The sequence below is a fragment of the Microbispora sp. H13382 genome (genome assembly GCF_014161445.1).
In the GTDB taxonomy this organism is placed as follows: Bacteria; Actinomycetota; Actinomycetes; order Streptosporangiales; family Streptosporangiaceae; genus Microbispora.
Genome location: NZ_JABBXA010000001.1, coordinates 521292 through 544783, shown reverse-complemented (window position 1 = coordinate 544783; position 23492 = coordinate 521292). Strand labels below are relative to the sequence as shown.

Genomic DNA, 23492 nt, shown 5'->3' with positions numbered 1-23492 from the left:
AATTGTCGGTCGGCGTCTCTATGGTCTTGGGCGTGGATGCGGTACAGGGCACGCTGGACGAGCTCGGCACTCCCCTGCGGGAGGTGACGTTCGTCGTCTTCGACCTGGAGACCACCGGCGGCTCGTCCGCGGAACACGCCATCACCGAGATCGGCGCGGTGAAGGTGCGCGGCGGCGAGGTGATCGGCGAGTTCGCCACGCTGGTCGACCCCGGCGGCCCGATCCCGCCGTTCATCTCCGTGCTGACCGGCATCACCGACGCCATGGTCGTGGCCGCGCCGAAGTTCTCCGAGGTGCTGCCGAGCTTCCTGGAGTTCGTCGCCGGGACGGCCCTGGTGGCGCACAACGCGCCGTTCGACATGTCGTTCCTGAAGGCGGCGTGCCAGGCCAACGGCTATCCGCCCCCGGCCAATCCGGTGGTGGACACGGCCGACCTCGCGCGCCGGGTGCTGACCCGCGACGAGACCCCCAACTGCAAGCTCGCCACCCTCGCCCGGCTCTTCCGCAGCTCCACCGAGCCCTGCCACCGGGCGCTGGCCGACGCGAGGGCCACGGTCGACGTGCTGCACGGCCTCATCGCGCGGGTCGGCTCGCTCGGCGTGCACACGCTGGAGGACCTGCGCGGTTTCGTGCGCGCCCCCACCCCGGAGCAGCAGCGCAAGCGCCACCTCGCCGACGGGGTGCCCGGCGCGCCGGGCGTCTACGTGTTCGAGGACGCCAGGGGCGAGGCGCTCTACATCGGGAAGAGCTCCAACCTGCGCAACCGCGTGCGCAGCTACTTCACCGCGAGCGAGACCCGCTCGCGCATCCGCGAGATGGTCGGCATCGCCGAGCGGGTCAGGACGATCGTCTGCGCCACCGCGCTGGAGGCGGAGATCCGCGAGCTGCGGATGATCGGAGCGACCAAGCCCCGCTACAACCGGCGGTCCCGCTTCCCGGAGCGGGCGGTCTGGCTCAAGCTGACCGACGAACCGTTCCCGCGGCTCAGCGTGGTGCGGGAGGTGCGCGACGACGGGGCGGCCTACCTCGGCCCGTTCGGCAGCAGCCGCACGGCCGACGACGCGCGGACGGCCATGCACGAGGCGCTGCCGCTGCGGCAGTGCACCGAACGGATCTCGGCCCGCGTGCGGCGGCCCGCCTGCGCGCTCGCCGAGATCGGCCGCTGCGGCGCGCCCTGCGAGGGCCGCGAGAGCGAGGAGGGCTACGCCCGGCACGTGCGCCGCGCCCGGCACGCCATGGAGCAGGGCGCCGAGGCGGTCTTCTCCGCCATGGAGGCGCGCATGCGGCGCCTTTCGGCCGAGCAGCGATACGAGGAGGCGGCCGTCGACCGCGACCGGCTCGCGGCCTACGTCAGGACCGCCGCGCGCATGCAGCGCCTGCGCTCCCTCACGGGCATCCCGCAGATGGTCGCGGCCAGCCCCGCCTTCGACGGCGGCTGGGACATCCACGTCATCCGGTACGGCAGGCTGACCGCGGCCGGGGTGATGCCCAGGGGGGCTCATCCCACGCCCTACGTGGACGCGCTGGTCTCCACCGCGGAAACGGTCGTCCCCGGTCCCGGCCCGACGCCGGCCGCGAGCGCCGAGGAGACCGAGTGCGTGCTGCGCTGGCTCGACTCCCCCGGCGTGCGCCTCGTCCAGGTCGACGGCGCCTGGAGCCTTCCCGCGTACGGCGCGGGGCGGCTGATCGAGCGCATCGAGCGCGCCTACCGGCACCAGCGGAGCGACCGCCGTGAGGGACGGCCGCTGCGGTGACGCTAGTCTCTGGGGCGACAAGCCGAAGCCGGGAACAGCAGGAGAGACGCGCATGGTCACCGCGATCGTCCACATCAAGGCGGATGTCGACCGGATCCCCGAGGTCGCCGAGGCCATCGCCGAGATCGCCGGCGTCAGCGAGGTGTACTCGATCACCGGAGAGTTCGACCTGCTGGCCATGGTCAGGGTCGGCCGGTACGAGGAGGTGGCCGAGGTCGTGCCCGGCCGCGTCAACAAGGTGGCCGGCGTGCGCCACACCGAGACGCACATCGCCTTCCGCACCTACTCCCGCCACGACCTGGAGGCGGCCTTCTCCATCGGCCTCGCCGACGCGGACTGATCCGGCCCGGCGCGGGAAGACCGCGCGGGGCGGCGCCGGCCGGGCGGGCGCGGCGATCAGGCCGGGCGCAGCAGCCGGACGCGGACCTCGAACCCGCCGGGGAACGGGTGCGCGGCGACCGAGCCGCCGAACAACGCCGCCCGCTCCCAGGTGCTGATGAGCCGGTCGCGGGGCATCCCGTCGTCGTGGACGACGACCTCCAGGACGGCGGGCAGCCACCGCAGCGTGACGGTCGCCGTACGGGCCGTGCCGTACCACAGGGCGTTGCCCAGTGCCTCCTCCACGATGCGGTAGGCCGACAGCTCCAGAGTGGGGCCGCTCCCCCGGATGCCGGCCTCCTTGAGTGAGACGGCGAGCCCGCTCGCGCGGAAGTCGTCGAGCAGACCCGCCAGGTCCCCCAGGCCCGGCTGGGGGCCGCGCCGCTGCCCGTCCATGCGCAGCAGGCCCATCATCCGGCGCAGATCGGACAGGACCCGCCGGCCCGACTCCTCGGCCTCGCGGAAGGTCTGCCGCGCGCGTTCCGGGTCCTTGTCCATGATCACGCGGCCCGCTCCCACGCCGAGCGTCATCACGCTCAGGTCGTGCGCCACCAGGTCGTGCAACTCGGAGGCGATCCGCAGGCGCTCCCGGACGACGACGTCGTCCTCCTCGTCGCCGCTACCGGCACGCCCGGGGCGCATGCCCGCCCCGCCCGCCGCCGGGAACGGCCGGCCACCCCTGCCACGGTCCGGTCCCGGAAAGACCGCGCCAGGGCGGGAACCGGTGTGGGGCGCGCCGCGGGAACCGGCGGCGAACAGGGCCATCCCGGCACGGGCGAACGCGGCCCAGCGGTGGATGACGCGGAGGGCGGACAGGCGCATCATGGCGGGAACGGTACGGCTCGGGCCGAACCCGGCACGTCCCCATCAAGGTGGACGCCTGATCCCTCCAGCGGTGGAGGCGAACCGGATCGGGAAGACGATCAGGCCTTGCCGCCGAGCGCGCGGCTGATCTCGACCCAGCGCTCCAGGGTCTGCGCCGCCCTGCCCGAGTCGACCGCCTCGGCCGCGCGGGCGTACGCCGCGCGCAGGTCGCCGACCAGGTCGTCGCCCGGGCCGTCGTAGGCGACCAGCCCGGCCGCCGCGTTCAGCAGCACCGCGTCGCGCACCGGCCCGGTCTTGCCGCCCAGCAGGTCGCGGACCGCCGCCGCGTTGAACTCGACGTCGCCGCCGCGCAGGTCTCTGGGCTGGGAGCGGGGGATGCCGAGGTCGGCCGGGTCGAGCGTCGTCTGGGTGGCGGTGCCGTCCCGGACGACGAAGACCACCGACGGAGCAGCGGTGGACAGCTCGTCCAGGCCGTCGTCGCCTCGGAAGACGAGCGCCGACACGCCGCGCTCCGCGAAGACGCCGGCCATGACCGGCAGCATGCGCGCGTCGAACACGCCGATGGCCTGGGCGGCGGGGCGCGCGGGGTTGGCCAGCGGCCCGACGAAGTTGAACACCGTCGGCACGCCGATCTCCTTGCGCGGCGGGCCGGTGAACCGCAGCGCGGGGTGGTAGACGGGCGCGAAGCAGAAGGCGATGCCCGCCTCCACCGCGACCCTGGCCGTGGCCTCCGGTGCGAGGTCGAGGGCGACGCCGAGGTGCTCCAGCACGTCGGCCGCGCCGCACAGCGAGGAGGCGGCCCGGTTGCCGTGCTTGACGACCCGGGCTCCGGCCGCCGCCGCGACGATCGCGGCCATCGTCGAGACGTTGACGGTGTGCGCCCGGTCGCCGCCGGTGCCGACGATGTCGAGCACCGGCCCCTCGACCGTGAGCGGGGTGGCGCGCTCGAACATGGTGCGGACGAGGCCCGTCACCTCGGCGACGGTCTCGCCCTTGGCCCGCAGGGCGACGGCGAAGGCGGCGATCTGCGCCGGGGTCGCCGCCCCCGACATGATCTCCCCCATTACCCAGGCCGTCTCGTCGGCCGTCAGGTTCTCCCCCGCGAGCAGGGCGTTCAGCGTCGAGGGCCAGGTGGTGCGCGTGTCCATGGTGGGCTCCGCGGGGTTGATGTGCGGTCGGGTCGGCGGGTGGTGCGGCTGTGCGCCCGGGCGGTTCGGGCGCCCCGTTCGGTGGTCAGCCCGGTGACGTACGGGCCAGGGCGCGGTGAACCAGGACCCGGCGTGGGCGCCGGATGCGCCGGAACCCGGCACGCGCCCAGCGCCGGGTGCCGTCGCCCGGTGCCGTGCCGCCCGGCACCCGGCGAGCGGCCGGTGCCGGTGCGCCCGGTGCCAGTGCGCCCGGTGCCAGTACGCCGGGTCCCAGTACGCCGGGTCCCAGTGCGCCCGGTCTCAGTGCGCCTGGGTGAGGCTGAGGCGGCGCCGCATGAGGTCGGCCACGGCCTCGGCGAGGACGACGGGGTCGATGGGCTGCGCGACGACGGCGTCGGCGCGGGACCAGTTGGCCAGCCATCGGTCGTCCCTGCGGGCGATGAGCAGCAGGATCGGGGGGCAGTTGTGCACCTCGTCCTTGGCCTGGCGGCTGACCCCCATTCCGCCGGCCGGCTGCGCCTCGCCGTCGAGGACGGCGACGTCGATGTCGCCGGAGTCGAGATGCTTGATCACGGCCGGCTGGGTCGCGCACTCGACGATCTCGACGAGGGGCACGTCCGCGGCAGGGCGCCGCCCGATGGCCAGCCGGACCTTCTCCCGGGTGCCTGCGTCGTCGCTGTAGACGAGAACCCTCATTTCACGCTCACTGTCGAATCGCGGGGTATGGTCATCGTGATGCTACCGGCGCGGCTGCAGGGCTCGCAGCCCCGGGGCGATTGCTGTGACATGCCCGTTTCGTGGGCGCGTGTGGACCCTAGCGGGGGGTCGTGGGCCGACCCGACCTGGGGAGCCGCAATAATGCTGGGCGTGGCGACAGCATCCGCAATTACTACGACGACGAGACCGCACGGGTCCAGCCGGCCGAACCTGGTTCAGGTCGGCACCATCGTGTGGTTGTCCTCTGAGCTCATGTTCTTCGCGGCGCTGTTCGCGATGTACTTCACCATCCGGTCGGTCAGCCTCGGGCAGGGCACGCACTGGCCCGAGGCGCACCTCGAAGTCCCGTTCGCGACCTTCAACACGACCGTTCTGGTCCTGTCGAGTGTCACGTGCCAGCTGGGCGTGTGGGCCGTGGAGCGAGGCCAGGTCAAGAAGCTGCGATTCTGGTATGTCGTAAGCTTCCTGATGGGCGCCTTCTTCGTGGGCGGACAGCTTTACGAGTACGGGAACCTGGCGCGCGAGGGCCACGTCCTCTCGCACTCCCCGTACGACTCGGTGTTCTACCTGACCACGGGCTTCCATGGCTTGCACGTGACGGGTGGTCTGATCGCGTTCCTGTTCATCCTGGGACGCACGTACGCCGCGAAGCGCTTGACGTATGAGCAGCAGACCAGCGCGATCGTCGTGTCCTACTACTGGCACTTCGTCGACGTGGTCTGGATCGGCCTTTTCGCGACCATCTACATCATCAAATGATCGGAACGGGGATTTCGGTGAACTCCATCACCGCCCGACGGCGCCATCCCCTCGCGCGTGTCGCCGTCTTGGCACTCGCGCTGGGCCTGCTCGGCGGCGGCTACGCGCTCGCGGCGCCGAACGGCAGCACCGCGGACGCCGCGATCGCGTCCGGCAAGGCCGACGACGTGGCGCAGGGCAAGAGCCTGTTCGTGGCGCACTGCGCGAGCTGCCACGGCATGAACGCCGAGGGCACCAAGAAGGCTCCGACGCTCATCGGCGTCGGAGCCGCCGCCGTGGACTTCCAGGTGAGCAGCGGCCGCATGCCGGCCGCCGACGCGGGTCCCCAGGCTCCGCGCAAGCCGCGCCCGGAGTGGGCGACCGACGTGGTCATCAACCAGCTCGCGGCGTACGTCCAGTCGCTGGGCGGCGGCCCGACGGTGCCCAGCGCCGAGCAGGTCGACCCGGCCAAGGGCGACCCCGCCAAGGGCGGCGAGCTCTTCCGCGCCAACTGCATCCAGTGCCACAACTTCGTGGGCGCCGGCGGCGCGCTGACCTACGGCAAGTACGCGCCGTCGCTGAACCCTGCGACGCCGACGGAGATCTACGAGGCGATGGTCACCGGCCCGCAGGCGATGCCGGTGTTCAACGACTCCACGATCACGCCGGAGCAGAAGCGCGACATGATCGCGTACATCACCCACGTGCGGTCGCAGGTCGACCCCGGCGGCTCGGGGCTGGGCCGTATCGGACCCGTCACCGAGGGCCTTGTAGCGTGGATCGCGGGTATCAGCCTCCTGGTCCTGGCCTCTATCTGGATCACAGCGAAGAAGCGACGGGCGGCATGACAGAGCAGAACGAGTACCCCGAGAGCGGACGGGTGCCGAGTCGCGTCATCGGCACGCCGCCCGCCGACGCGCCGATCGCCGACACCGACCCGATCCGCGCGCCCGAGGGCGTTCCCGGCGTGATCCCGCAGGACCCCGTCAAGGCCCGCAAGGCCGAGCGCCTCGTCGCGCTGCTGTTCCTGGTCGCCTTCCTGGCCGGCGCCGGGTTCGTCGCGTCGTACGTGATCTTCCAGGTCGGCACGATCGACAAGACGGCCACGTCGAACCTCGCGCTCGGCGGCACCCTGGCCCTGGCCCTGCTCTCGCTGGGCGCGGGCCTCACGGTGTGGGTGCGGCAGATCATGCCGAAGTACAACCTCATCCAGGAGCGCCACGAGATGCGCTCCGACGACGAGGCACGCGGGTACGTCAAGGAGACCTTCCTCCAGGGTGCCGAGGAGAGCGGGTTCGTCAAGCACCGGCTGCTGCGCCGCACGCTGCTGCTGGCCGCCGCTCCGCTGGGCCTGGCCCCGCTGGTGCTGCTGAAGGACCTCGGCCCGCTCCCCGGGACCGTGCTCAGGCGCACCGCCTGGGGCGAGCCCACCAAGGACGGCAAGCCGCGCCGCCTCGTCGTCGAGGGCACCGGCCAGCCGATCCGGGCGGCCGACTTCAACTCGCCGGGCGGCATCCTCTCCGTGGTCCCCGAGGGCTACGAGGAGGACCTGAACGCGCTGGCCAAGGCGACGCTGATCCTGCTCAAGTTCCGTCCGGAGGAGCTCAAGTCCGGCACGAACCTGAACTGGACCCACGACGGCATCGTCGCCTACTCCAAGATCTGCACCCACGTGGGCTGCCCGGCGGCGCTGTACGAGCAGACGACGCATCACATCCTCTGCCCGTGCCACCAGTCGACCTTCGACGCCGCGGACGGAGCGAAGGTCATCTTCGGCCCCGCCGCCCGTCCGCTGCCGCAGCTCCCCATCGGTATCGACGAGGAGGGCTACCTCGTCGCGAAGTCCGACTTCAAGGTCCCCGTCGGTCCCAGCTTCTGGGAGCGTGGCGACGCGGAAGCCGAAGTTAGGGAGAACGCATCATGAACGCTCCCCCGAAGGCCATCGCAGGCGTCTCGACCTTCGTCGACGACCGCATCGGTGCGGGGAACTTCCTCAAGCGCAACCTGAGGAAGATCTTCCCCGACCACTGGTCGTTCCTCCTGGGGGAGATCGCGCTCTACTCGTTCGTCATCCTGCTGCTGACCGGTACGTTCCTGACGTTCTGGTTCAAGCCGAGCATGAGCGAGGTCCCGTACACGGGCAGCTACGCCCCGCTGTACGGCGTGCACATGTCGGAGGCCTACGCCTCGGCGCTGCACATCAGCTTCGACGTCCGTGGCGGTCTGCTCATGCGGCAGATCCACCACTGGGCGGCGCTGCTGTTCGTGGCCGGCATGACGGTGCACATGCTCCGCATCTTCTTCACCGGTGCGTACCGCAAGCCGCGTGAGCTCAACTGGATCATCGGCATCCTGCTGCTGTCGCTCGCGCTCATCGAGGGTCTCACCGGTTACTCCCTCCCCGACGACCTGCTCTCAGGCGCGGGTCTGCGGATCACCCAGGGCGTGGCCCAGTCGATCCCGATCGTGGGCACGTACGTCTCGTTCTTCCTGTTCGGGGGCGAGTATCCGGGCCACGACATCATCCCGCGGTTCTACACGCTCCACATCCTGCTGATCCCGGGCATCCTGCTCGCGCTCATCTCGGCCCACATGATCCTGATGTGGGTGCAGAAGCACACGCAGATGCCGGGCAAGAACAGGACCGAGAAGAACGTGGTCGGCGCTCCGTTCTACCCGGCGTTCATGATCAAGTCGGGCGCGTTCTTCCTGTTCACGTTCGGGGTCATCGCACTGCTCGGCGCGTTCGCCCAGATCAACCCGATCTGGCTGTTCGGGCCGTACACGCCGGCGGACATCTCGGCGGGATCGCAGCCGGACTGGTACATGGGATTCCTGGAGGGTGCGCTCCGCCTCATGCCGGCATGGGAGATCAACTTCCTCGGCCACACGGTGACGCTGAGCGTGCTGATCCCGGCGCTCGTGCCACTGGGCATCGTCATGACGGGCCTGGCGCTGTATCCGTTCCTGGAACAGTGGGTCACGGGCGACCGCCGCGAGCACCACGTGTGCGACCGGCCGCGCAACAACCCGCACCGCACCTCGATCGGCATCGCGGGCATCACGTTCTACGGCATCCTGTGGCTGCTGGGCGCCAACGACGAGATCTCGGCGAACTTCCACATCGACCTGTACACGACGACCTGGTTCGGGCGGATCGCCGTCTTCGTCGGCCCGGCCATCGCGTACTGGATCACCTACCGGATGTGCATCGGCCTCCAGCGCAAGGACGCCGAGGTGCTGTCCCACGGGGTGGAGTCCGGCGTCATCAAGCGGATGCCGAACGGCCAGTACATCGAGGTCCACACGCCGCCGGCGGAGGACATCGCCGAGCACATTCGCGGCAAGAAGGAGATCCCGGTCCTCACGAGCGCCGAGGACGGCGAGGGCATCCCGCCCAAGGGCGCCCGCAGCGCCCTCGGCCGACTCCGCGCCAAGATGAGCGAGGCGTACGGCACCGACCGGGTCCCGCTCACCGACGGCCACCACGAGGAGGCCCACGAGGAGGAGCACGCGGGCGTCGGCGGCGGCGACCGCAAGGAGCTCCACTGACCGACGCCTGAACGACCGGCACGACGCGGCCCGGCGGGGAACACTCCCCGCCGGGCCGTTGCGTTTCCCTCAGCCGGTGGGCGGCACGAGGCCCGTCTCGTAGGCCGTGATCACCAGCCGCACGCGGTCGCGGGCGTCGAGCTTCGCGAGCAGCCTCGTCACGTACGTCTTGACGGTGGCGGCGCTGATGAACAGCTCGGCGGCGATCTCCGCGTTGGACAGGCCGCGCCCGACGAGGGTGAGCACCTCGGTCTCCCGCTCGGTGAGCCCGGCGACCCGCCGGGCGCGCGGACCGGGCGCGGGGCGGGCGGCGAACTCCCCGATCAGCCTGCGGGTGACGCGCGGATCGATCAGGGCGTCACCTGCGGCCACCACCCGGATCGCCGCGAGGATGTCGTCCAGGGCCATGTCCTTGACGAGGAACCCGGACGCCCCCGCGCGCAACGCGCCGTAGACGTACTCGTCGTCGTCGAAGGTCGTCAGGACGAGGACCCGGGCGCCGCGGCCCGCGGTGATCAGCCGGGTGGCCTCGATGCCGTCCATGCCCGGCATGCGGATGTCCATGACCACCACGTCGGGGCCGGCGTCCCGCGCCATCCGCACCGCCTCCTCGCCGGTGCCCGCCTCCCCCGCAAGGTCGAGGTCCGGCGCGTCGGTGATGACCATCTGAAGAGCGGCGCGGACCAGTGGCTGGTCGTCGGCGAGCAGCACGCGGACGGTCATCGGACTTCCGTGGGCACGGGCAACCGGGCCGCGACCCGGAAGCCTCCCCCGGGACGCGGCCCGGCCGCGAAGGTCCCGTGCAGGACGCCTACCCGCTCACGCATGCCGAGCAGGCCGTAGCCGTCCCCGGCGTCGCCGCCGCGCCCGTCGTCGAGCACCTCGACGCGCACCTCGTCGTCCCGGTAGTCGATCGACACCCGGCAGGACGCCGTACCGGCGTGACGCAGCACGTTGGTGACGGCCTCCTGGACGACGCGGTAGGCCGCCACGTCGATCTCGGGCGGCAGCGGACGCCGCTCCCCCAGCCGGCGTACGTCGACCCGTACGCCCGCCTGTGTGGTCGTGGCGGCCAGCCGGTCGACGTCGGCAAGGCCGAGCACCGGTCCCGGACGCCCCGATTCCGGATGCACCGGTTCCAGCGGCTCCGGACGCGGGGGTACCGCTGACGCGGGCCGCTCCGGATCGCGGCTTCGCAACGCGCCGAGCATGCGGCGCAGTCCGGACAGCGTCTGGCGACCGGCCGTCTCGATCTCCCCGAGGGCGTCCCGCGCCCGCTCCGGTTGCGTGTCGATGACCCGCCGCGCGGCGCCGGCCTGGAGCGCGATGACGCCGATGCTGTGCGCGACCATGTCGTGCAGCTCACGGGCGATCCTGAGCCGCTCGTCGCTGACGGCCTGGGTCGCCGCGCGGGCGCGCAGTTCCTCGGCGTGCTCACGGGACTGGCGCACGGAGTTGCCGAGCAGCCAGGCGATGACGGTCGTCAGGGCCACGGCCGTCTCGGACGACGCCGCGATCGGCCACCCGTACAGCACCCGGACCGCCAGATAGCCGCCCAGCACGGCGAGAGCCGCGAGGACGGCGGCGACGCCGCTCGCGCGGGGCCGCCCGGTGGCGATGAAGAACACCGCGACCTCGGCCGCGAGGAACTGCGGCAGCGGGATCTCCGCCACCCCCAGGGGCATCGTGCCGAGAACGGACGCGGCGAGCAGCAGGGTCAGGGCCGGCAGGGGACGGCGGCCCAGCAGGGCGCCGCCCGCGAGCGCCAGGGCGGTTGCCACGCCGAAGTGCGCCAGGCCGTCCCAGCGGAAGAACTGCGCCGCCGGACGCGCGGCGGGATACCACTCGCCGGGCAGCCGCATCCGCATCAGGAACGTGAACGCCGTGCCCCCGCACCAGGCGAGGACCACCCACGCCCCGGGCGGCAACCGTCTCAGCAGCGGAGGGGATGCGACCTGCATGATCAGAGCGTAACCACGTGTCCTTCCGGTGGGCATCCGACCAGGGGGCTACATCCGCGGTCGTCCCGTGCCGCGGCGAATGTCCGTGCCGGTCCGATGCGGTGGGCGGCGCCCCACGGCACCGTGAACCGGGTGATCGACACCGCACAGCCACAGGCGGCCCGCGACCGGCCGCCTGCGCCGCTGCCCCTCTCCCCCGGCCGCACGGGCGCACGCCGCGTCCCGCCCGCCTTCCTCCGCCCGGGTCCGGCCCGGGGCCGCCTGCGCCGAAGGCTTCCGGCCGCGCTCGTCAGCGTCTCGCTCGCTGTCCCCATGACCGTCGCGGCACGTCCAGAGGCGGTCCCCGCGCCCGTCCCGCCTCCCCTGTCCCCGCTGCGCGCGGCGACCGCCGCGGTCCTGGCCGGGCGGTACGCCGCCACCCGCGACGCCATCGGGACGGCCTCGCGGACCGCCGCCGCGGCGGGCCACCGGTGGCGGGCCGCGATGCTGCGGGCGATGGCCGACCCCGCGCGGCACTTCCTGTCCTTCGACGGGCGCGACGGCGGCCGGGCCACCGAGGTGTTCGGCGACCTCGCCACCGCCGACCGGATCGCGGTTCTCGTCCCCGGCTCGGGCACCGGCCTCGACACGTACGGGCTCCTGCGCGGGGGCGCGATGCGGCTGCAGCGGGCGATCGGCGGACGGGGAGCCGTGGTCGCCTGGCTCGGATACCGGACCCCGAGCACCGTGAGCCTCCAGGCGATGACCCCCGGCCGCGCGGACGAGGCCGTCCCCGCCCTGCGTGCCTTCGTACGCGACCTGGCCCGGCTCAGGCCCGCCGCCCGCGTCGGCCTGTTGTGCCACTCGTACGGCGGCGTGGTGTGCGGCCGGGCCGCGCCCGGCCTGGACGTCGCGGACATCGTCCTGTACGGCAGCCCCGGCGCCGGCGTGGACGACGCTGCGGCGATGCGCACCCGGGCGGCGGTGTGGGCCACCCGCGGCGCCCGGGACTGGGTGGCCCACCTGCCGCACGCGACGGTGCGCCTGCCCTCCGGCACGATCGGGCTCGGGGAGGATCCCTTGTCCCCCCGGTTCGGCGCACGGATCTTCGCCGCGGGCGACGCCGGCCACAGCGACTATCTGAAGGACGGATCGCCCGCGCTGGCGAACATCGCGCGGATCCTCTCCGGGCATGCTCCCGCCGAGGTGAGCGATGATTCATGACCTCGTCCGGCACGTCGAGGCGGCGACACCCGCCCGGCGCGACCGCGCCGTCGACGGGCTGCGCGCCCTCGCCATCTCCGGCGTGGTGCTCGGCCACTGGCTGGTGACCGCCTCGGTCGCCGACAGCGGCGCCCTGCGTGTCACCAGCCCCCTGAAGTACATGCCGCAGCTCGCGCCCGTCTCCTGGCTCCTCCAGACCATGGCGGTGTTCTTCTTCGTGGGCGGGCGGGTGGCCGTGGAGAGCCACCGCCGCGCCCGGAACCGGGGCGACGGTCACGGGCGGTGGGCCGCCGCGCGGACGGCCCGTCTGTTCCGCCCGGTCGTGCCCCTGCTGGGGGTGTGGAGCGCGGCCGCGACGGCGATGCTCGCCTCGGGCGCCGACCCGGGGACCGTGTACGCGCTGGTGAAGCTGGTGTGGTCGCCGATGTGGTTCCTGCTGGTCTTCGCGGCGCTGACGGCGGCGACCCCGATCGCCGTCCGGTTGCATCCGGCGTGGCCGCTGGCCGCCGTGGCGGTGGTCGATCTCGTCAGGTTCGGACTGGACGGGCCGTCCTGGATCGGCTGGATCAACGTGGGAACCGGCTGGCTCGTGCCGTACTGTCTCGGCGTGCTGTGGGCGCGCGGACGGCTGGACGGCCGGGTGACCAGGTGGGCGCTGTTCCTCGGCGGAGCCGCGGCCACCGCCGGTCTCGTCCTGTGGGCCGGCTACCCGGCGTCCATGGTCGGCGTGCCCGGCGCCCCTGTCTCCAACCAGTCCCCGCCCACTCTGGCGGCCGTGACGTTCGGGCTGTCCCAGTGCGGCGCGGCCCTGGTGCTCTCCGGCCCCCTGCGGCGGGTGCTGCGGCGCCCCGCCCTATGGGCGACCGTGGCGGCGGCCAACCTCTCCGCCATGACGATCTTCCTCTGGCACCAGACCGCCATGATCGCGGTCACGGTGGCGGCCCTGCCGCTCGCGGGACGGGCGCTGCCCGGTTTGCACACCGTGCCCGGCGATCCCGGCTGGGTGGCCGCCCGCCTGGCGTGGCTGCCGCTGTTCGCGGCGGCCCTGGCGGTGTGCTGGGCGGTCTTCCGCCGTCACGAGACACGCCGGCCCGGGCGGTAGCCGCTCAGCTCAGAGGATGTCGGCGGGAGCGGCCCGCAGACGGCTCCGCTTGAGCCACTCAGGCCAGGAATCCTGCCAGTAGCTCCAGCCGTTGGTGGCCTCCAGCCTGCGCGGCGTTCCGGTCACGATGATCGGGTCGCCGATCAGCGTGTTCTCCTTGAACCACTTGCCGTTCTCCGGGCTGACGTTCACGCAGCCGTGGCTCACGTTGGAGTTGCCCTGGTCCCCCACCGACCAGGGCGCCGAGTGGACGTACTCACCGCTGTTGGAGATGCGCACGGTGTTGTAGACGGTGGTCTGGTAGTAGCCGGCCTGCCCGGGTCCCGCGTCCGGAGACGTCATGACCGTGACGTCCTCCCTGGACATCGCCACATGGATGCCGCTGGTGGTGTGGTGGCGCATCACGCCGCCCATGCCCGCGCTGATCGGCATGTCCTTGATCTGCTTGCCGTCCCGCTCGATCTTCATGTGGTGGGTCTGGGTGTCGGCCACGCTGATCTGCGAACGGCCGATCTCGAAGTCCCGGACGTAGTCCTGCTTGCCGTACATGCCCTCGCCGCCCCTGACGCCGGCCAGACGTGCGGTGACGCGGACCTTCGTGTACGTCGGCCAGTACTTCTCCGGGCGGAAGACCACGTTCTTGTCGTCGAGCCAGTGCCAGGCGCCGTCGATGGGCTTGGACGCCTGCACGATCAGGTTGCGCTCGACGGACACGCGGTCGCTGATCGGCTTGTCGAAGGTGATGATGATCGGCATGCCGATGCCGACCTTCAGGCCGGTGTCCTGCTTGCTGGGCAGCAGGGTGGAGATGCCGAAGGTCTTGGCGGCCTGTTTCGTGGTGAAGCGCACGGTCCTGGTCGTCGAGCCACCGGGACCCGCGGCCGTGGTCTCGACGCTGTAGGCCGTGCCGGGGGCCATGGGACGCTCGCTGCGCCACTGGGTGCGGTCGGGGCTGAACACGCCCGCTACGGGCCGCCCAGCGGCCTGTACGGCCACATGAGTGAGCTTGCCGCCCGCCGCGCCGATCAGGATCGGCAGCTCGGGCGGCAGGTCGGCGGCGCCGTCGAGCGGGCTGATGCTGATCGCCGTCCCGGCGCCTCGATCCTCGTCCTGCCCACCCGACGTGGAACACCCGGAAATCACCACGAGAAGGGCCAGCACCCCCGCACCAGCACGCACGTCCGTCCCCCTAGCGTCGCTTTCCGGGGGTTATTCCCCAGTGGCGTACCGTTCGGGCTCTCTGGACACCGCGTACGGGCAAAGAACGCGGACGGCCGGCCGGCGAGATCGCCGACCGGCCGCACAGCGGGGTTCACGCGATCAGTGCGAGAAGTTGCCCCGGTAGTACTGGAACACGAACCCGATCATCGCCATGACCGTGCAGAACAGGCCGATGAAGAACAGCCACCAGCCGATCGCGAAGCCGAAGAACGTCAGCGCGGCCGACAGGCAGACGAACAGCGGCCACCAGCTGTGCGGGCTGTAGAAGCCGATCTCGCCCGCGCCGTCGCTGATCTCGGCCTCCTTGTTGTCCTCCGGCTGGTCGCCGATGCGGCGCGCCGTGAACAGCAGGTAGTAGCCGATCATGAGGGCCAGGCCGACGGAGATCGCCATGGCGGTGGTGCCGGTCGGCTCCTTCGACCAGAACCAGTAGACCACGTCCGCGGCGGCGAAGAAGACGCCGCAGAGCAGGAACATCCATCCCTGGATCTTCATCGGGACTCCTCCACCAGCTCAGGCTTGGCGGTGATGTGCGGGTACTTGAGGTCGAACGCCGGGCGCTCGGACCGGATCCGCGGCAGCGACACGAAGTTGTGCCGCGGCGGCGGGCAGGAGGTCGCCCACTCGAGCGAGCCGCCGAAGCCCCACGGGTCGTCCACCGTGACCTTGGGCGCCTTACGCCACGTCACCCAGACGTTGTAGAAGAACGGCAGGGTGGACAGGCCCAGCAGGAGCGCGCCGACGGAGGAGACCATGTTCAGGTCCGTGAAGCCGTCGCTCGCCGCGTAGTCGGCGTACCGCCGGGGGAAGCCGATGACGCCCAGCCAGTGCTGCACCAGGAAGGTCAGGTGGAAACCGAAGAACAGCAGCCAGAAGTGGAGCTTGCCGATCCTCTCGTTGAGCATCTTGCCGGTGAACTTGGGCCACCAGAAGTAGAAGCCCGCGAACATCGCGAAGACCACGGTGCCGAAGACCACGTAGTGGAAGTGGGCCACGACGAAGTAGGTGTCGCTGATGTGGAAGTCCAGCGGAGGCGAGGCCAGGATGACGCCGGTGAGGCCGCCGAACAGGAAGGTCACCAGGAAGCCGACCGCGAACAGCATCGGCGTCTCGAACGACAGGTGTCCGCGCCACATCGTGCCGATCCAGTTGAAGAACTTCACGCCGGTCGGCACCGCGATGAGGAACGTCATGAACGAGAAGAACGGCAGCAGCACCTGGCCGGTCACGAACATGTGGTGGGCCCACACGGTGACCGACAGACCCGCGATGGCGATGGTCGCGCCCACCAGGCCGACGTAGCCGAAGATCGGCTTACGGCTGAAGACCGGCAGGACCTCGGTGATGATGCCGAAGAACGGCAGCGCGATGATGTAGACCTCGGGATGGCCGAAGAACCAGAACAGATGCTGGAACAGCATCGGACCGCCGGTCGACGCGTCGAAGATGTGCGTGCCGAGCTTGCGGTCGGCCTCCAGGGCGAGCAGCGCGGCCGCGAGCACCGGGAAGGCCAGCAGCACCAGGATGCTCGTCAGCAGGATGTTCCAGGTGAAGATCGGCATCCGGAACATCGTCATGCCGGGGGCGCGCATGGTGAGGATCGTGGTGATGAAGTTCACCGCGCCGAGGATGGTGCCGAGACCGGACAGCGTCAGGCCCATCAGCCACAGGTCACCGCCGAGGCCCGGTGAGGTGACCTCGTCGGACAGCGGCGCGTACGCCGTCCAGCCGAACGAAGCGGCGCCCCCCGGCGTGAGGAAGCCGGAGACCGCGATGGTGCTGCCGAACAGGTAGAGCCAGTAGCTCACCATGTTCAGCCGGGGGAACGCCACGTCGGGGGCGCCGATCTGCAGCGGCATCAGCTCGTTGGCGAAGCCGGCGAACAGCGGCGTCGCGAACATGAGCAGCATGATCGTGCCGTGCATCGTGAACAGCTGGTTGAACTGCTCGTTGCTGACGACCTGCAGCCCCGGCTGCGCGAGCTCGGCCCGCATCACCAGCGCCATGACGCCGCCGATGAGGAAGAACACGAAAGACGTGATCAGGTAGAGGTGCCCGATCACCTTGTGGTCGGTCGAGGACAGCCACTTGGCGATGACCGTGCCCTTGGTGTACGGCCGCGCGACGATGCCGGCCGGTTCCTGGATGGCGGTCACTGCGCACTCCCCGCCTGGCTCTTGATGTACTGGTCGAACTCGGCCTGCGGGACGAGCTTCACGGAGAACAGCATCTTGCTGTGGTCGCTGCCGCAGAGCTCGGCGCATCGGCCGATGAAGACACCCGTCTTGTCGAGCGTCGTGATCTGGAAGTGGTTGTGCACGTTGCCCGGGAAGACGTCCTGCTTGAACAGGAACGCCGGCACCCAGAACGAGTGGATGACGTCGGGCGAGTGCAGGTCGAACTGCACCCGGGTGTTGACCGGCAGCACGAGCTGCGGACCCTGGGGGTTCTGCTCGCTCTGCTTGCTGAGGTCCACCGGCACACCCGCGACCACGGCCTTCTGGCCCTGGTACTCGGTGGTGAAGCGCCAGCTCCACTGGTAGCCCTCGACGGCCACCTTGACCGGGGCGTCCTTCGTGATCCGCGTGATCTCGGTCTCGTCACGGGCCGTGAAGTAGAAGAAGACCGCCACCATGATGACCGGGACCACCGTGTAGAGGATCTCGATCGGCAGGTTGTAGCGCACCTGCGGAGGCAGCTGGTCGGGACTGTTCTTCTTCTTGCGGTGGAAGATGCACGCCCACAGGATCAGTCCCCAGACGACCACGCCGGTGGCGAGAGCCGCGACCCAGCTCCCGTTCCAGAGGGTCTGGACGATGCCGGCCTGCTTGGTAACACCTTCCGGCATGCCCCCACGGGACCATTGATCGATCGCCTGGTTGCTACACGCCGTGCCGGACGCCACCAGCAGCGCCACGGCGGCGGCTCCGGGCAACCGGCGGCGTGCCCACGGTCGCCGTGTCGTACGGCGGGTCGGACTCACGGATCGCCTACCCCACAGATGAAGCCCAAGAGTTCCTCTCCTGGGCGGTTTTTCCAATTGACTCTCAGGTGAGACCGGCACCAACCTTGCGGCCGGTCTGCCCTTTACTTGGTTGAGTTCACGCTGGGGGACACATTAGCGCGGACCGGCGCCGCCCCCCTGACCAGCCCCCGTTAATGTCTCAACTGTGGCCTACCTGGACGCGGCTTCGACCGAACCTCTCCATCCCGCGGCCCGTGACGCCCTGCTGGCGGCGATCGACGCCGGTTGGGCCGATCCCGCCCGCCTGTACGGCACGGCGCGCCGCGCCCAGATGTTACTGGAGCGCGCGAGGGCGGAGGTAGCCGAACTGATCGGCGCCCGGCCCGACGAGGTGTCGTTCACCTCGTCGGGGACGCAGGCCGTCCACCTCGGGGTGCTCGGCACGCTGGCCGGCCGCCGCCGGGCCGGGACGCGCCTGGTGGCGGGCGCCGTCGAGCACTCCAGCGTCCTGCACGCGGGCGAGGTACACGAGCGCGCGGGCGGCGAGGTGGAACTCGTGGGCGTGAGCCGTACGGGCCGGGTGGACGCCGGCGCGTTCGCCGAGGCCGTCGCGCGGCCGGGCACGGCACTGGCATGCCTGCAGACGGCCAACCACGAGGTGGGGACGCTCCAGCCGGTCGAGGAGGCGGCGCGGGCCTGCCGGGAGGCGGGCGTGCCGCTGCTGGTCGACGCCGCCCAGTCGGCGGGCCGCATGCCGCTCCCCGAGGGCTGGTCGGTCCTCACCGCGAGCGCGCACAAGTGGGGCGGCCCGGCCGGGGTGGGCGTGCTGGCGGTGCGCAAGGGCGTGCGCTGGCGCTCGCCGCTGCCGGAGGACGAGCGGGAGCGGCGGCGCGTGCCGGGGTTCGAGAACGTGCCGGCGATCGTGGCCGCCGTCGCGGCACTGCGCGCCCGGGCCGAGGAGGCGGAGACCGAGAGCAGGCGGCTGTCGGCCCTGGTCGACCGGATCCGCGCCGAGGTGCCTCTGCTGGTGCCCGACGTGGAGGTCGTCGGCGCCCCGGTCCTGCGGCTGCCGCACATCGTGACGTTCTCCTGTATGTACGTCGAGGGCGAGGCGCTGCTGACCGAGCTCGACAAGGCCGGTTTCGCCGTCTCGTCCGGAAGCTCCTGCACGGCGAGTACGCTTCGTCCATCGCACGTCCTGGAGGCAATGGGCGTGCTTACGCATGGGAATGTGCGGGTATCGCTGCCCCGTGGCGTGTCCGAGGACGACATCGATCGCTTCCTCGCGGTGCTCCCGGACATCGTGCGGCGGATCCGGTCGAGCTTGGGGGTGCACTGATGTGGCGCAGACGGACGGGCGGCGGCGCCCGGCGGTCTCCCGAGGCGGCCCAGGCGGCGGAGCGGGCCGAGCCCGCCGCGCCGGTCCGGCCGGCGGAGCCGCCCGCGCTGACGATCGACGCGCTGGGCCGCAAGTGCCCGATCCCGATCATCATGCTGGCCGAGCGGATCAACCAGGTGGCGACGGGCGGCGTGGTCGCCGTACTGGCCGACGACCCCGCCGCGTTCACCGACGTCCCGGCCTGGTGCCGGTTGAAGTCACACGAGCACGTGGGGAGCTACGAGCTGCCCCAGGGCGGCTGGTCCATCCACGTGCGCCGCAACTACTGAGGGCCCGGCCTCAGGCGTGGTGGCAGCGGGCGTGCCCGGCCACCTCGGCCGCCGCGTCGGACCCGTAGGCGGCGGCGAACCGCTCGAGGAAGACCCGCTGGCTCAGCTCGTACTCCTGGCAGCCGATCCGCTCCAGCACGTGGGTGGCGGTGAGGTTGCCGAGCTGTCCGCAGCGCTCCAGGGGCAGACCCCAGGCGAGCCCGGCGAGGAACCCGGCGCGGAAGGCGTCCCCGACGCCGGTCGGGTCGGCCTTGCCCAGCTCGGGCGCCGGCGGGATGTGCAGCGACGGCTCGCCCTTCCGGTCGATCCTGGCGCCCTTGGGCCCGAGGGTCGTCACCCGTACGCCGACCCGGTCCAGGATCTCCTCGTCCGACCAGCCGGTCTTCTGCGCGATCAGGCCCAGCTCGTAGTCGTTGCTGAACAGGTACGCCGCGCCCTCGACGAGCTGGCGAATCTCCTCGCCGGGCATGCGGGCGAGCTGCTGCGACGGGTCGGCCGCGAATGGGATGCCCCGCTGACGCGCCTCGTCGGTGTGCCGCACCATCGCCGCCGGGTCGTTGGGGCTGATCAGGACCAGGTCGAGCCCGCCGAGACGCTCGGCGATCGGGCCCAGCTCGATCTCCCTCGCCTCCGCCATCGCGCCGGTGTAGAACGAGGCGATCTGGTTGTGGTCCTCGTCCGTGGTGCACAGGAAGCGCGCGGTGTGGTGCAGCTCGGACACGTGGACCGACTCGCAGTCGACGCCGTGGCGCTCGAGCCAGGAGCGGTAGTCGGCGAAGTCGGTGCCCACGGCGCCGACCAGGATCGGGGTGAGCCCGAGGCAGCCCATGCCGAAGGCGATGTTGGCCGCGCATCCGCCGCGGCGGACCTGCAGATCGTCGACGAGGAACGACAACGACACCCGGTCGAGCTGCTCGGCGATGAGCTGGTCGCCGAAGCGGCCGGGGAACGTCATCAGGTGGTCGGTGGCGATGGAGCCGGTGACGGCGATGCGCACGGGGTCATTCTCCTCGTTGTCAGCATCAGGGAGACGGGGGCCGGGATGAGATCCCGCCGAACCTACTGAGCGTACCGTCTCGGGACATGACGACGCCCCGCGCGAAGTAATCCGTGCGGGGCGCTCGACACGTCACCCGTCGCCCGCGGCCGGGCGCGCGTGCGCCGTCAGTTGAACGAGTCGCCGCAGGCGCACGACCCCGTCGCGTTGGGGTTGTCGATGGTGAAGCCCTGCTTCTCGATGGTGTCCACGAAGTCGACCGTGGCCCCGATGAGGTACGGCGCGCTCATCCGGTCGGTGACGACGTTCACGCCGCCGAAGGTGGAGACCACGTCGCCGTCCATCGACCGGTCGTCGAAGAAGAGCTGGTAACGCAGGCCGGAACAGCCACCCGGCTGGACGGCCACCCGAAGCTGCAGCCCTTCCTCGCCCTGCTGCTCGAGCAGGCTCTTGACCTTGGCGGCGGCCGCGTCAGTCAGGATCAGGCCCTGCTGAGTGGTCTCGCTGCTCTCAACCGTCATGTGCTGACTCCCGCGTCTGCGCCAACCGCCCATCGGGGCGGTCGATTGGTTCTGACGTCCTACCTAGACGCTACCAACACCGGTGAAGCCCTACACATTCCAGTGCCCTACCGGCAACCACGCGACGAACCAGCCGATGCGATATGTAATGATTAGTCGTCAGTTAGACGATAAGTCCCCGAGGGGGTGTGGTCGTGACGATCACCGAGACCGGCCTTCCGCTCTTCATCCTCGGCCAGGGCACCGACCCGCACAGCGAACGCGGCGTCGACTGCCCGGGCGAGCTGCCTCCCGCGTCCGATCCGACGCTCGTGGAGCGCGCACGCGTGGCCAAGGAGCGGCTGGGCGACCGGCTGTTCGTGCTCGGTCACCACTACCAGCGTGACGAGGTCATCCAGTTCGCCGACGTGACCGGTGACTCGTTCAAGCTCGCCCGCGAGGCCGCCGCCCGGCCCGAGGCGGAGTACATCGTGTTCTGCGGTGTCCACTTCATGGCCGAGTCGGCCGACATCCTGACCGGTGACACGCAGAAGGTGGTGCTCCCCGACCTGGCCGCCGGCTGCTCGATGGCCGACATGGCGACCTTCACCCAGGTCGAGGACTGCTGGGACGCCCTGGAGGACGCCGGCATCGCCGACCGGGTGGTGCCGATCACGTACATGAACTCCAGCGCGGACATCAAGGCGTTCTGCGGACGGCACGGCGGCGCCGTGTGCACCTCCTCGAACGCGAAGCGCGCCCTCGACTGGGCCTTCGAGCAGGGCGAGAAGGTGCTGTTCCTGCCCGACCAGCACCTGGGCCGCAACACCGCGGTGCTGGAGATGGGGCTGTCGCTGGACGACTGCGTGGTCTACAACCCGCACCGCCCGAACGGCGGCCTCACCCGGGAGCAGCTGGAGAACGCGAAGATGATCCTGTGGAAGGGCCACTGCTCGGTCCACGGGCGCTTCTCCGCCGCGTGCGTGGACGAGGTGCGGGCCCGCATCCCGGGGGTGAACGTGCTCGTCCACCCCGAGTGCCGCCACGAGGTCGTGACCAAGGCCGACTTCGTCGGGTCGACCGAGTACATCATCCGGAAGCTGGAGGAGGCCCCGGCCGGGTCCTCCTGGGCCGTCGGCACCGAGCTCAACCTGGTGCGCCGCCTGGCGAACCGGTTCCCGGACAAGACGATCACGTTCCTCGACCGGACCGTGTGCTACTGCTCCACCATGAACCGCATCGACCTGCCGCACCTGGTCTGGGCGCTGGAGTCGCTGGCCGACGGCGAGGTCGTCAACCGGATCACGGTCGACGCGGACACCACCCACTGGGCCAAGGTCGCCCTCGACCGCATGCTCGCCCTGCCGTAGCGGCGGCCCTACGACGCGGGCGCCCACGGATCTCCCGGGGGCGCCCTCGTCTTTGTTTCCCGGCTTCGGTTCCCGGCCTCAGATCTTCGCGCGCTCGCGCCAGAACCGCAGCAGCTCGTCGTCGCCGTGGACCATGTCGGGCTCACGCCGGTTCCACAGCGTCAGCATCAGGTCCCCGGCCGTCGGCGCGCGTACGGTGACGTCGGCGGGGCCTTCGGACCTCTCGTAGCCGAATCCTGTGTGGGTCAGCCGGACGAGCCAGGCCAGGCCCGTGTCGGTCCGCCAGGCGATCGCCTCTCCGTCGCTCCTGAGCTCGGCGACGAGCGGCCGCCACCGGGCGTACGAGAGGACGGCGAAGAACTCCTCCACGCCGTCGGCCGCGACATCCTCGTCGACGCGGGGGGCGATGCCGAGGGCGATCTCGGCGTCCGCGCGGTGGACGACGGTCTCGTGGAGCTGGCGGCGGGACCAGAACCGCGCGTGCCGATCGCCCGCCCATCCCCACATCTCCGTGTCCGGGTCGCGGCCCTTCAACGCGTCCGTGAGCAGGACGCCTCCCGCCTCCAGCCAGCCGGCGGCCTCGGCGAAGTCCTCGGGGAAGCCGTGGTCCATGGCCTCGCGGTCGTATCGGCGCGGCGCGGCGTCGCGCACCATGGCGGCCGCCCATCGGTGGACGGCCCCCGTGTGCTCGGTCAGGGCGCGCAGATCCCAGCCGGGACAGGTCGGAACGGGGGTGGATCCGTCCCGGCCCCGTACGGTCGCGGCCATGCGGCCGATCTCCGCGGCCGCCGCCTCGGTGTACCGCAGGTGGGTCCACTCGGTCATGAAGGCTCCTGGAACGGTCAGAGGCCGGGGGCGCCCCAGACGGGGAACCAGCTCGCCAGATCGGGTTCGATCTTCAGCTCGCGCTCCAGGACACCGCGCACCTGCAGTTCCAGCGCGTTGTCGCGGCGTGGTTCGCCCAGGGGGGCGAAGGGGTAGAACGTGCCGCGCTTGTAGAGGTAGACGATCGCGAGCCGCCGTCCGGAGGGATCGGCGAACGCGACGAGCGAGCACAGCAGCGAAGGGCCGAACCCGGCCGACTCCAGGGACGAGTTGGCGGCGTGCAGGTCGGTCACGAGCCCGGCCACGTCGGGGTTGCGCACCTGCAGCCAGGTGTAGCCGTAGGAGTCCCGGGAGACCTCCACCTTGCCCATCAGGGCCTGGACGTCCTGTTCGAGCCGGGCGAAGGCGCCGCCTTCGGCGGCGCGGAAGCACACCGACCCGGCGCCCGCCGGGGCGAAGCCGGTGGCGGCCTGCAGCGTGACGGCGGCGGACGGCAGCGCGAACAGCGCGTCGAGGTCGGGCCTGGCGGGCTTGGAACGGCCGAGCAGCGCGTCGAACCAGCCCATCA

General features: G+C 71.2%; 24 protein-coding genes. 11 read left to right on the top strand and 13 right to left on the bottom strand.

The window, feature by feature from the left end:
- The first annotated feature begins 32 nt into the window (after nt 1-32).
- Nucleotides 33-1754 carry a DEDD exonuclease domain-containing protein gene (locus HHX41_RS02395; RefSeq protein WP_310741733.1) on the top strand — a complete coding sequence of 574 codons (1722 nt, stop codon included), beginning with the start codon at nt 33-35 and terminating at the stop codon, nt 1752-1754.
- Between the two features lie 52 nt (nt 1755-1806).
- Nucleotides 1807-2094 carry an Lrp/AsnC family transcriptional regulator gene (locus HHX41_RS02390; RefSeq protein WP_169978702.1) on the top strand — a complete coding sequence of 96 codons (288 nt, stop codon included), beginning with the start codon at nt 1807-1809 and terminating at the stop codon, nt 2092-2094.
- A 56-nt stretch (nt 2095-2150) separates the two neighbouring features.
- Here the strand turns inward: HHX41_RS02390 and HHX41_RS02385 are convergent, their stop codons facing one another.
- The 3 genes from HHX41_RS02385 to HHX41_RS02375 all read right to left on the bottom strand — a co-directional run bounded on the left by HHX41_RS02385 (nt 2151) and on the right by HHX41_RS02375 (nt 4801).
- Nucleotides 2151-2957 (bottom strand): sensor histidine kinase, encoded by an 807-nt coding sequence (locus HHX41_RS02385; protein ID WP_182904615.1) that lies wholly within the window; start codon nt 2955-2957, stop codon nt 2151-2153.
- 98 nt (nt 2958-3055) lie between these two features.
- Nucleotides 3056-4105: an anthranilate phosphoribosyltransferase gene (gene trpD / locus HHX41_RS02380; protein ID WP_182904614.1), complete on the bottom strand. Its 1050-nt coding sequence runs from the start codon at nt 4103-4105 to the stop codon at nt 3056-3058.
- Between the two features lie 300 nt (nt 4106-4405).
- Nucleotides 4406-4801: a response regulator transcription factor gene (locus HHX41_RS02375; RefSeq protein ID WP_169978709.1), complete on the bottom strand. Its 396-nt coding sequence runs from the start codon at nt 4799-4801 to the stop codon at nt 4406-4408.
- 162 nt (nt 4802-4963) lie between these two features.
- Between HHX41_RS02375 and HHX41_RS02370 the strand changes: the two genes are divergently transcribed.
- From HHX41_RS02370 to HHX41_RS02355, 4 genes are read left to right on the top strand one after another with little or no spacing between them, the layout of a single operon-like run.
- Nucleotides 4964-5581: a heme-copper oxidase subunit III gene (locus HHX41_RS02370; protein ID WP_169978711.1), complete on the top strand. Its 618-nt coding sequence runs from the start codon at nt 4964-4966 to the stop codon at nt 5579-5581.
- Nucleotides 5582-5598: 17 nt separating this feature from the next.
- Complete coding sequence (locus HHX41_RS02365; RefSeq protein WP_182904613.1) at nt 5599-6408, top strand: c-type cytochrome; 810 nt, start codon at nt 5599-5601, stop codon at nt 6406-6408.
- The gene (locus HHX41_RS02360; protein ID WP_182904612.1) at nt 6405-7484 is read left to right on the top strand and encodes a ubiquinol-cytochrome c reductase iron-sulfur subunit; all 1080 of its coding nucleotides are present in this window, start codon (nt 6405-6407) and stop codon (nt 7482-7484) included. The genes HHX41_RS02365 and HHX41_RS02360 overlap by 4 nt, the downstream gene beginning before the upstream one ends.
- On the top strand, nt 7481-9112 hold the full coding sequence (locus tag HHX41_RS02355; RefSeq protein WP_182904611.1) for a ubiquinol-cytochrome c reductase cytochrome b subunit: 1632 nt from the start codon (nt 7481-7483) through the stop codon (nt 9110-9112). The genes HHX41_RS02360 and HHX41_RS02355 overlap by 4 nt, the downstream gene beginning before the upstream one ends.
- Before the next feature lie 69 nt (nt 9113-9181).
- Here the strand turns inward: HHX41_RS02355 and HHX41_RS02350 are convergent, their stop codons facing one another.
- Both HHX41_RS02350 and HHX41_RS02345 read right to left on the bottom strand, forming a co-directional pair.
- Nucleotides 9182-9835, bottom strand: a complete 654-nt coding sequence (locus tag HHX41_RS02350) for a response regulator transcription factor (protein ID WP_182904610.1) — start codon at nt 9833-9835, stop codon at nt 9182-9184.
- Entirely contained in the window at nt 9832-11073 is a 1242-nt protein-coding gene (locus HHX41_RS02345) for a sensor histidine kinase (protein ID WP_182904609.1), read from the bottom strand. Before HHX41_RS02345 ends, HHX41_RS02350 begins: the two co-directional genes overlap by 4 nt.
- A 132-nt stretch (nt 11074-11205) precedes the next feature.
- On the opposite strand from HHX41_RS02345, the gene HHX41_RS02340 reads away from it, so the two are divergent.
- A complete protein-coding gene (locus HHX41_RS02340) occupies nt 11206-12276 on the top strand; it encodes an alpha/beta hydrolase (protein ID WP_310741732.1) in 1071 nt (356 codons plus the stop codon).
- Entirely contained in the window at nt 12266-13378 is a 1113-nt protein-coding gene (locus HHX41_RS02335) for an acyltransferase (RefSeq protein ID WP_182904607.1), read from the top strand. The genes HHX41_RS02340 and HHX41_RS02335 overlap by 11 nt, the downstream gene beginning before the upstream one ends.
- A gap of 9 nt (nt 13379-13387) precedes the next feature.
- On the opposite strand, the gene HHX41_RS02330 is transcribed toward HHX41_RS02335, so the two are convergent.
- The 4 genes from HHX41_RS02330 to coxB form a co-directional block, all read right to left on the bottom strand.
- Nucleotides 13388-14557 carry an Ig-like domain-containing protein gene (locus tag HHX41_RS02330; RefSeq protein WP_182904606.1) on the bottom strand — a complete coding sequence of 390 codons (1170 nt, stop codon included), beginning with the start codon at nt 14555-14557 and terminating at the stop codon, nt 13388-13390.
- Nucleotides 14558-14698: 141 nt separating this feature from the next.
- Nucleotides 14699-15094 carry a cytochrome c oxidase subunit 4 gene (locus HHX41_RS02325; protein WP_169978729.1) on the bottom strand — a complete coding sequence of 132 codons (396 nt, stop codon included), beginning with the start codon at nt 15092-15094 and terminating at the stop codon, nt 14699-14701.
- A complete protein-coding gene (ctaD, locus tag HHX41_RS02320; protein ID WP_310741731.1) occupies nt 15091-16755 on the bottom strand; it encodes a cytochrome c oxidase subunit I in 1665 nt (554 codons plus the stop codon). The genes HHX41_RS02325 and ctaD overlap by 4 nt, the downstream gene beginning before the upstream one ends.
- Complete coding sequence (gene coxB / locus HHX41_RS02315) at nt 16752-17447, bottom strand: cytochrome c oxidase subunit II (RefSeq protein ID WP_259400557.1); 696 nt, start codon at nt 17445-17447, stop codon at nt 16752-16754. The genes ctaD and coxB overlap by 4 nt, the downstream gene beginning before the upstream one ends.
- 322 nt (nt 17448-17769) lie before the next feature.
- On the opposite strand from coxB, the gene HHX41_RS02310 reads away from it, so the two are divergent.
- Entirely contained in the window at nt 17770-18903 is a 1134-nt protein-coding gene (locus tag HHX41_RS02310; protein WP_169978735.1) for a cysteine desulfurase family protein, read from the top strand.
- A 107-nt stretch (nt 18904-19010) separates the two neighbouring features.
- A complete protein-coding gene (locus tag HHX41_RS02305; RefSeq protein WP_225898452.1) occupies nt 19011-19232 on the top strand; it encodes a sulfurtransferase TusA family protein in 222 nt (73 codons plus the stop codon).
- Nucleotides 19233-19242: 10 nt separating this feature from the next.
- On the opposite strand, the gene HHX41_RS02300 is transcribed toward HHX41_RS02305, so the two are convergent.
- Together HHX41_RS02300 and erpA are read right to left on the bottom strand one after the other, a co-directional pair.
- Nucleotides 19243-20229 (bottom strand): carbohydrate kinase family protein, encoded by a 987-nt coding sequence (locus tag HHX41_RS02300; RefSeq protein ID WP_182904603.1) that lies wholly within the window; start codon nt 20227-20229, stop codon nt 19243-19245.
- A gap of 167 nt (nt 20230-20396) precedes the next feature.
- On the bottom strand, nt 20397-20750 hold the full coding sequence (erpA, locus tag HHX41_RS02295) for an iron-sulfur cluster insertion protein ErpA (protein ID WP_079313357.1): 354 nt from the start codon (nt 20748-20750) through the stop codon (nt 20397-20399).
- A gap of 194 nt (nt 20751-20944) precedes the next feature.
- On the opposite strand from erpA, the gene nadA reads away from it, so the two are divergent.
- A complete protein-coding gene (nadA, locus tag HHX41_RS02290) occupies nt 20945-22099 on the top strand; it encodes a quinolinate synthase NadA (RefSeq protein ID WP_310741730.1) in 1155 nt (384 codons plus the stop codon).
- A gap of 78 nt (nt 22100-22177) precedes the next feature.
- Here nadA and HHX41_RS02285 read toward each other — a convergent pair whose 3' ends face one another.
- Both HHX41_RS02285 and HHX41_RS02280 read right to left on the bottom strand, forming a co-directional pair.
- Nucleotides 22178-22924, bottom strand: coding sequence for a maleylpyruvate isomerase family mycothiol-dependent enzyme (locus tag HHX41_RS02285; protein WP_182904601.1), 747 nt, complete (start codon nt 22922-22924; stop codon nt 22178-22180).
- A 17-nt stretch (nt 22925-22941) separates the two neighbouring features.
- On the bottom strand, nt 22942-23490 hold the full coding sequence (locus HHX41_RS02280) for a PspA-associated protein PspAB (RefSeq protein WP_169978744.1): 549 nt from the start codon (nt 23488-23490) through the stop codon (nt 22942-22944).
- Between the last annotated feature and the right edge of the window lie 2 nt (nt 23491-23492).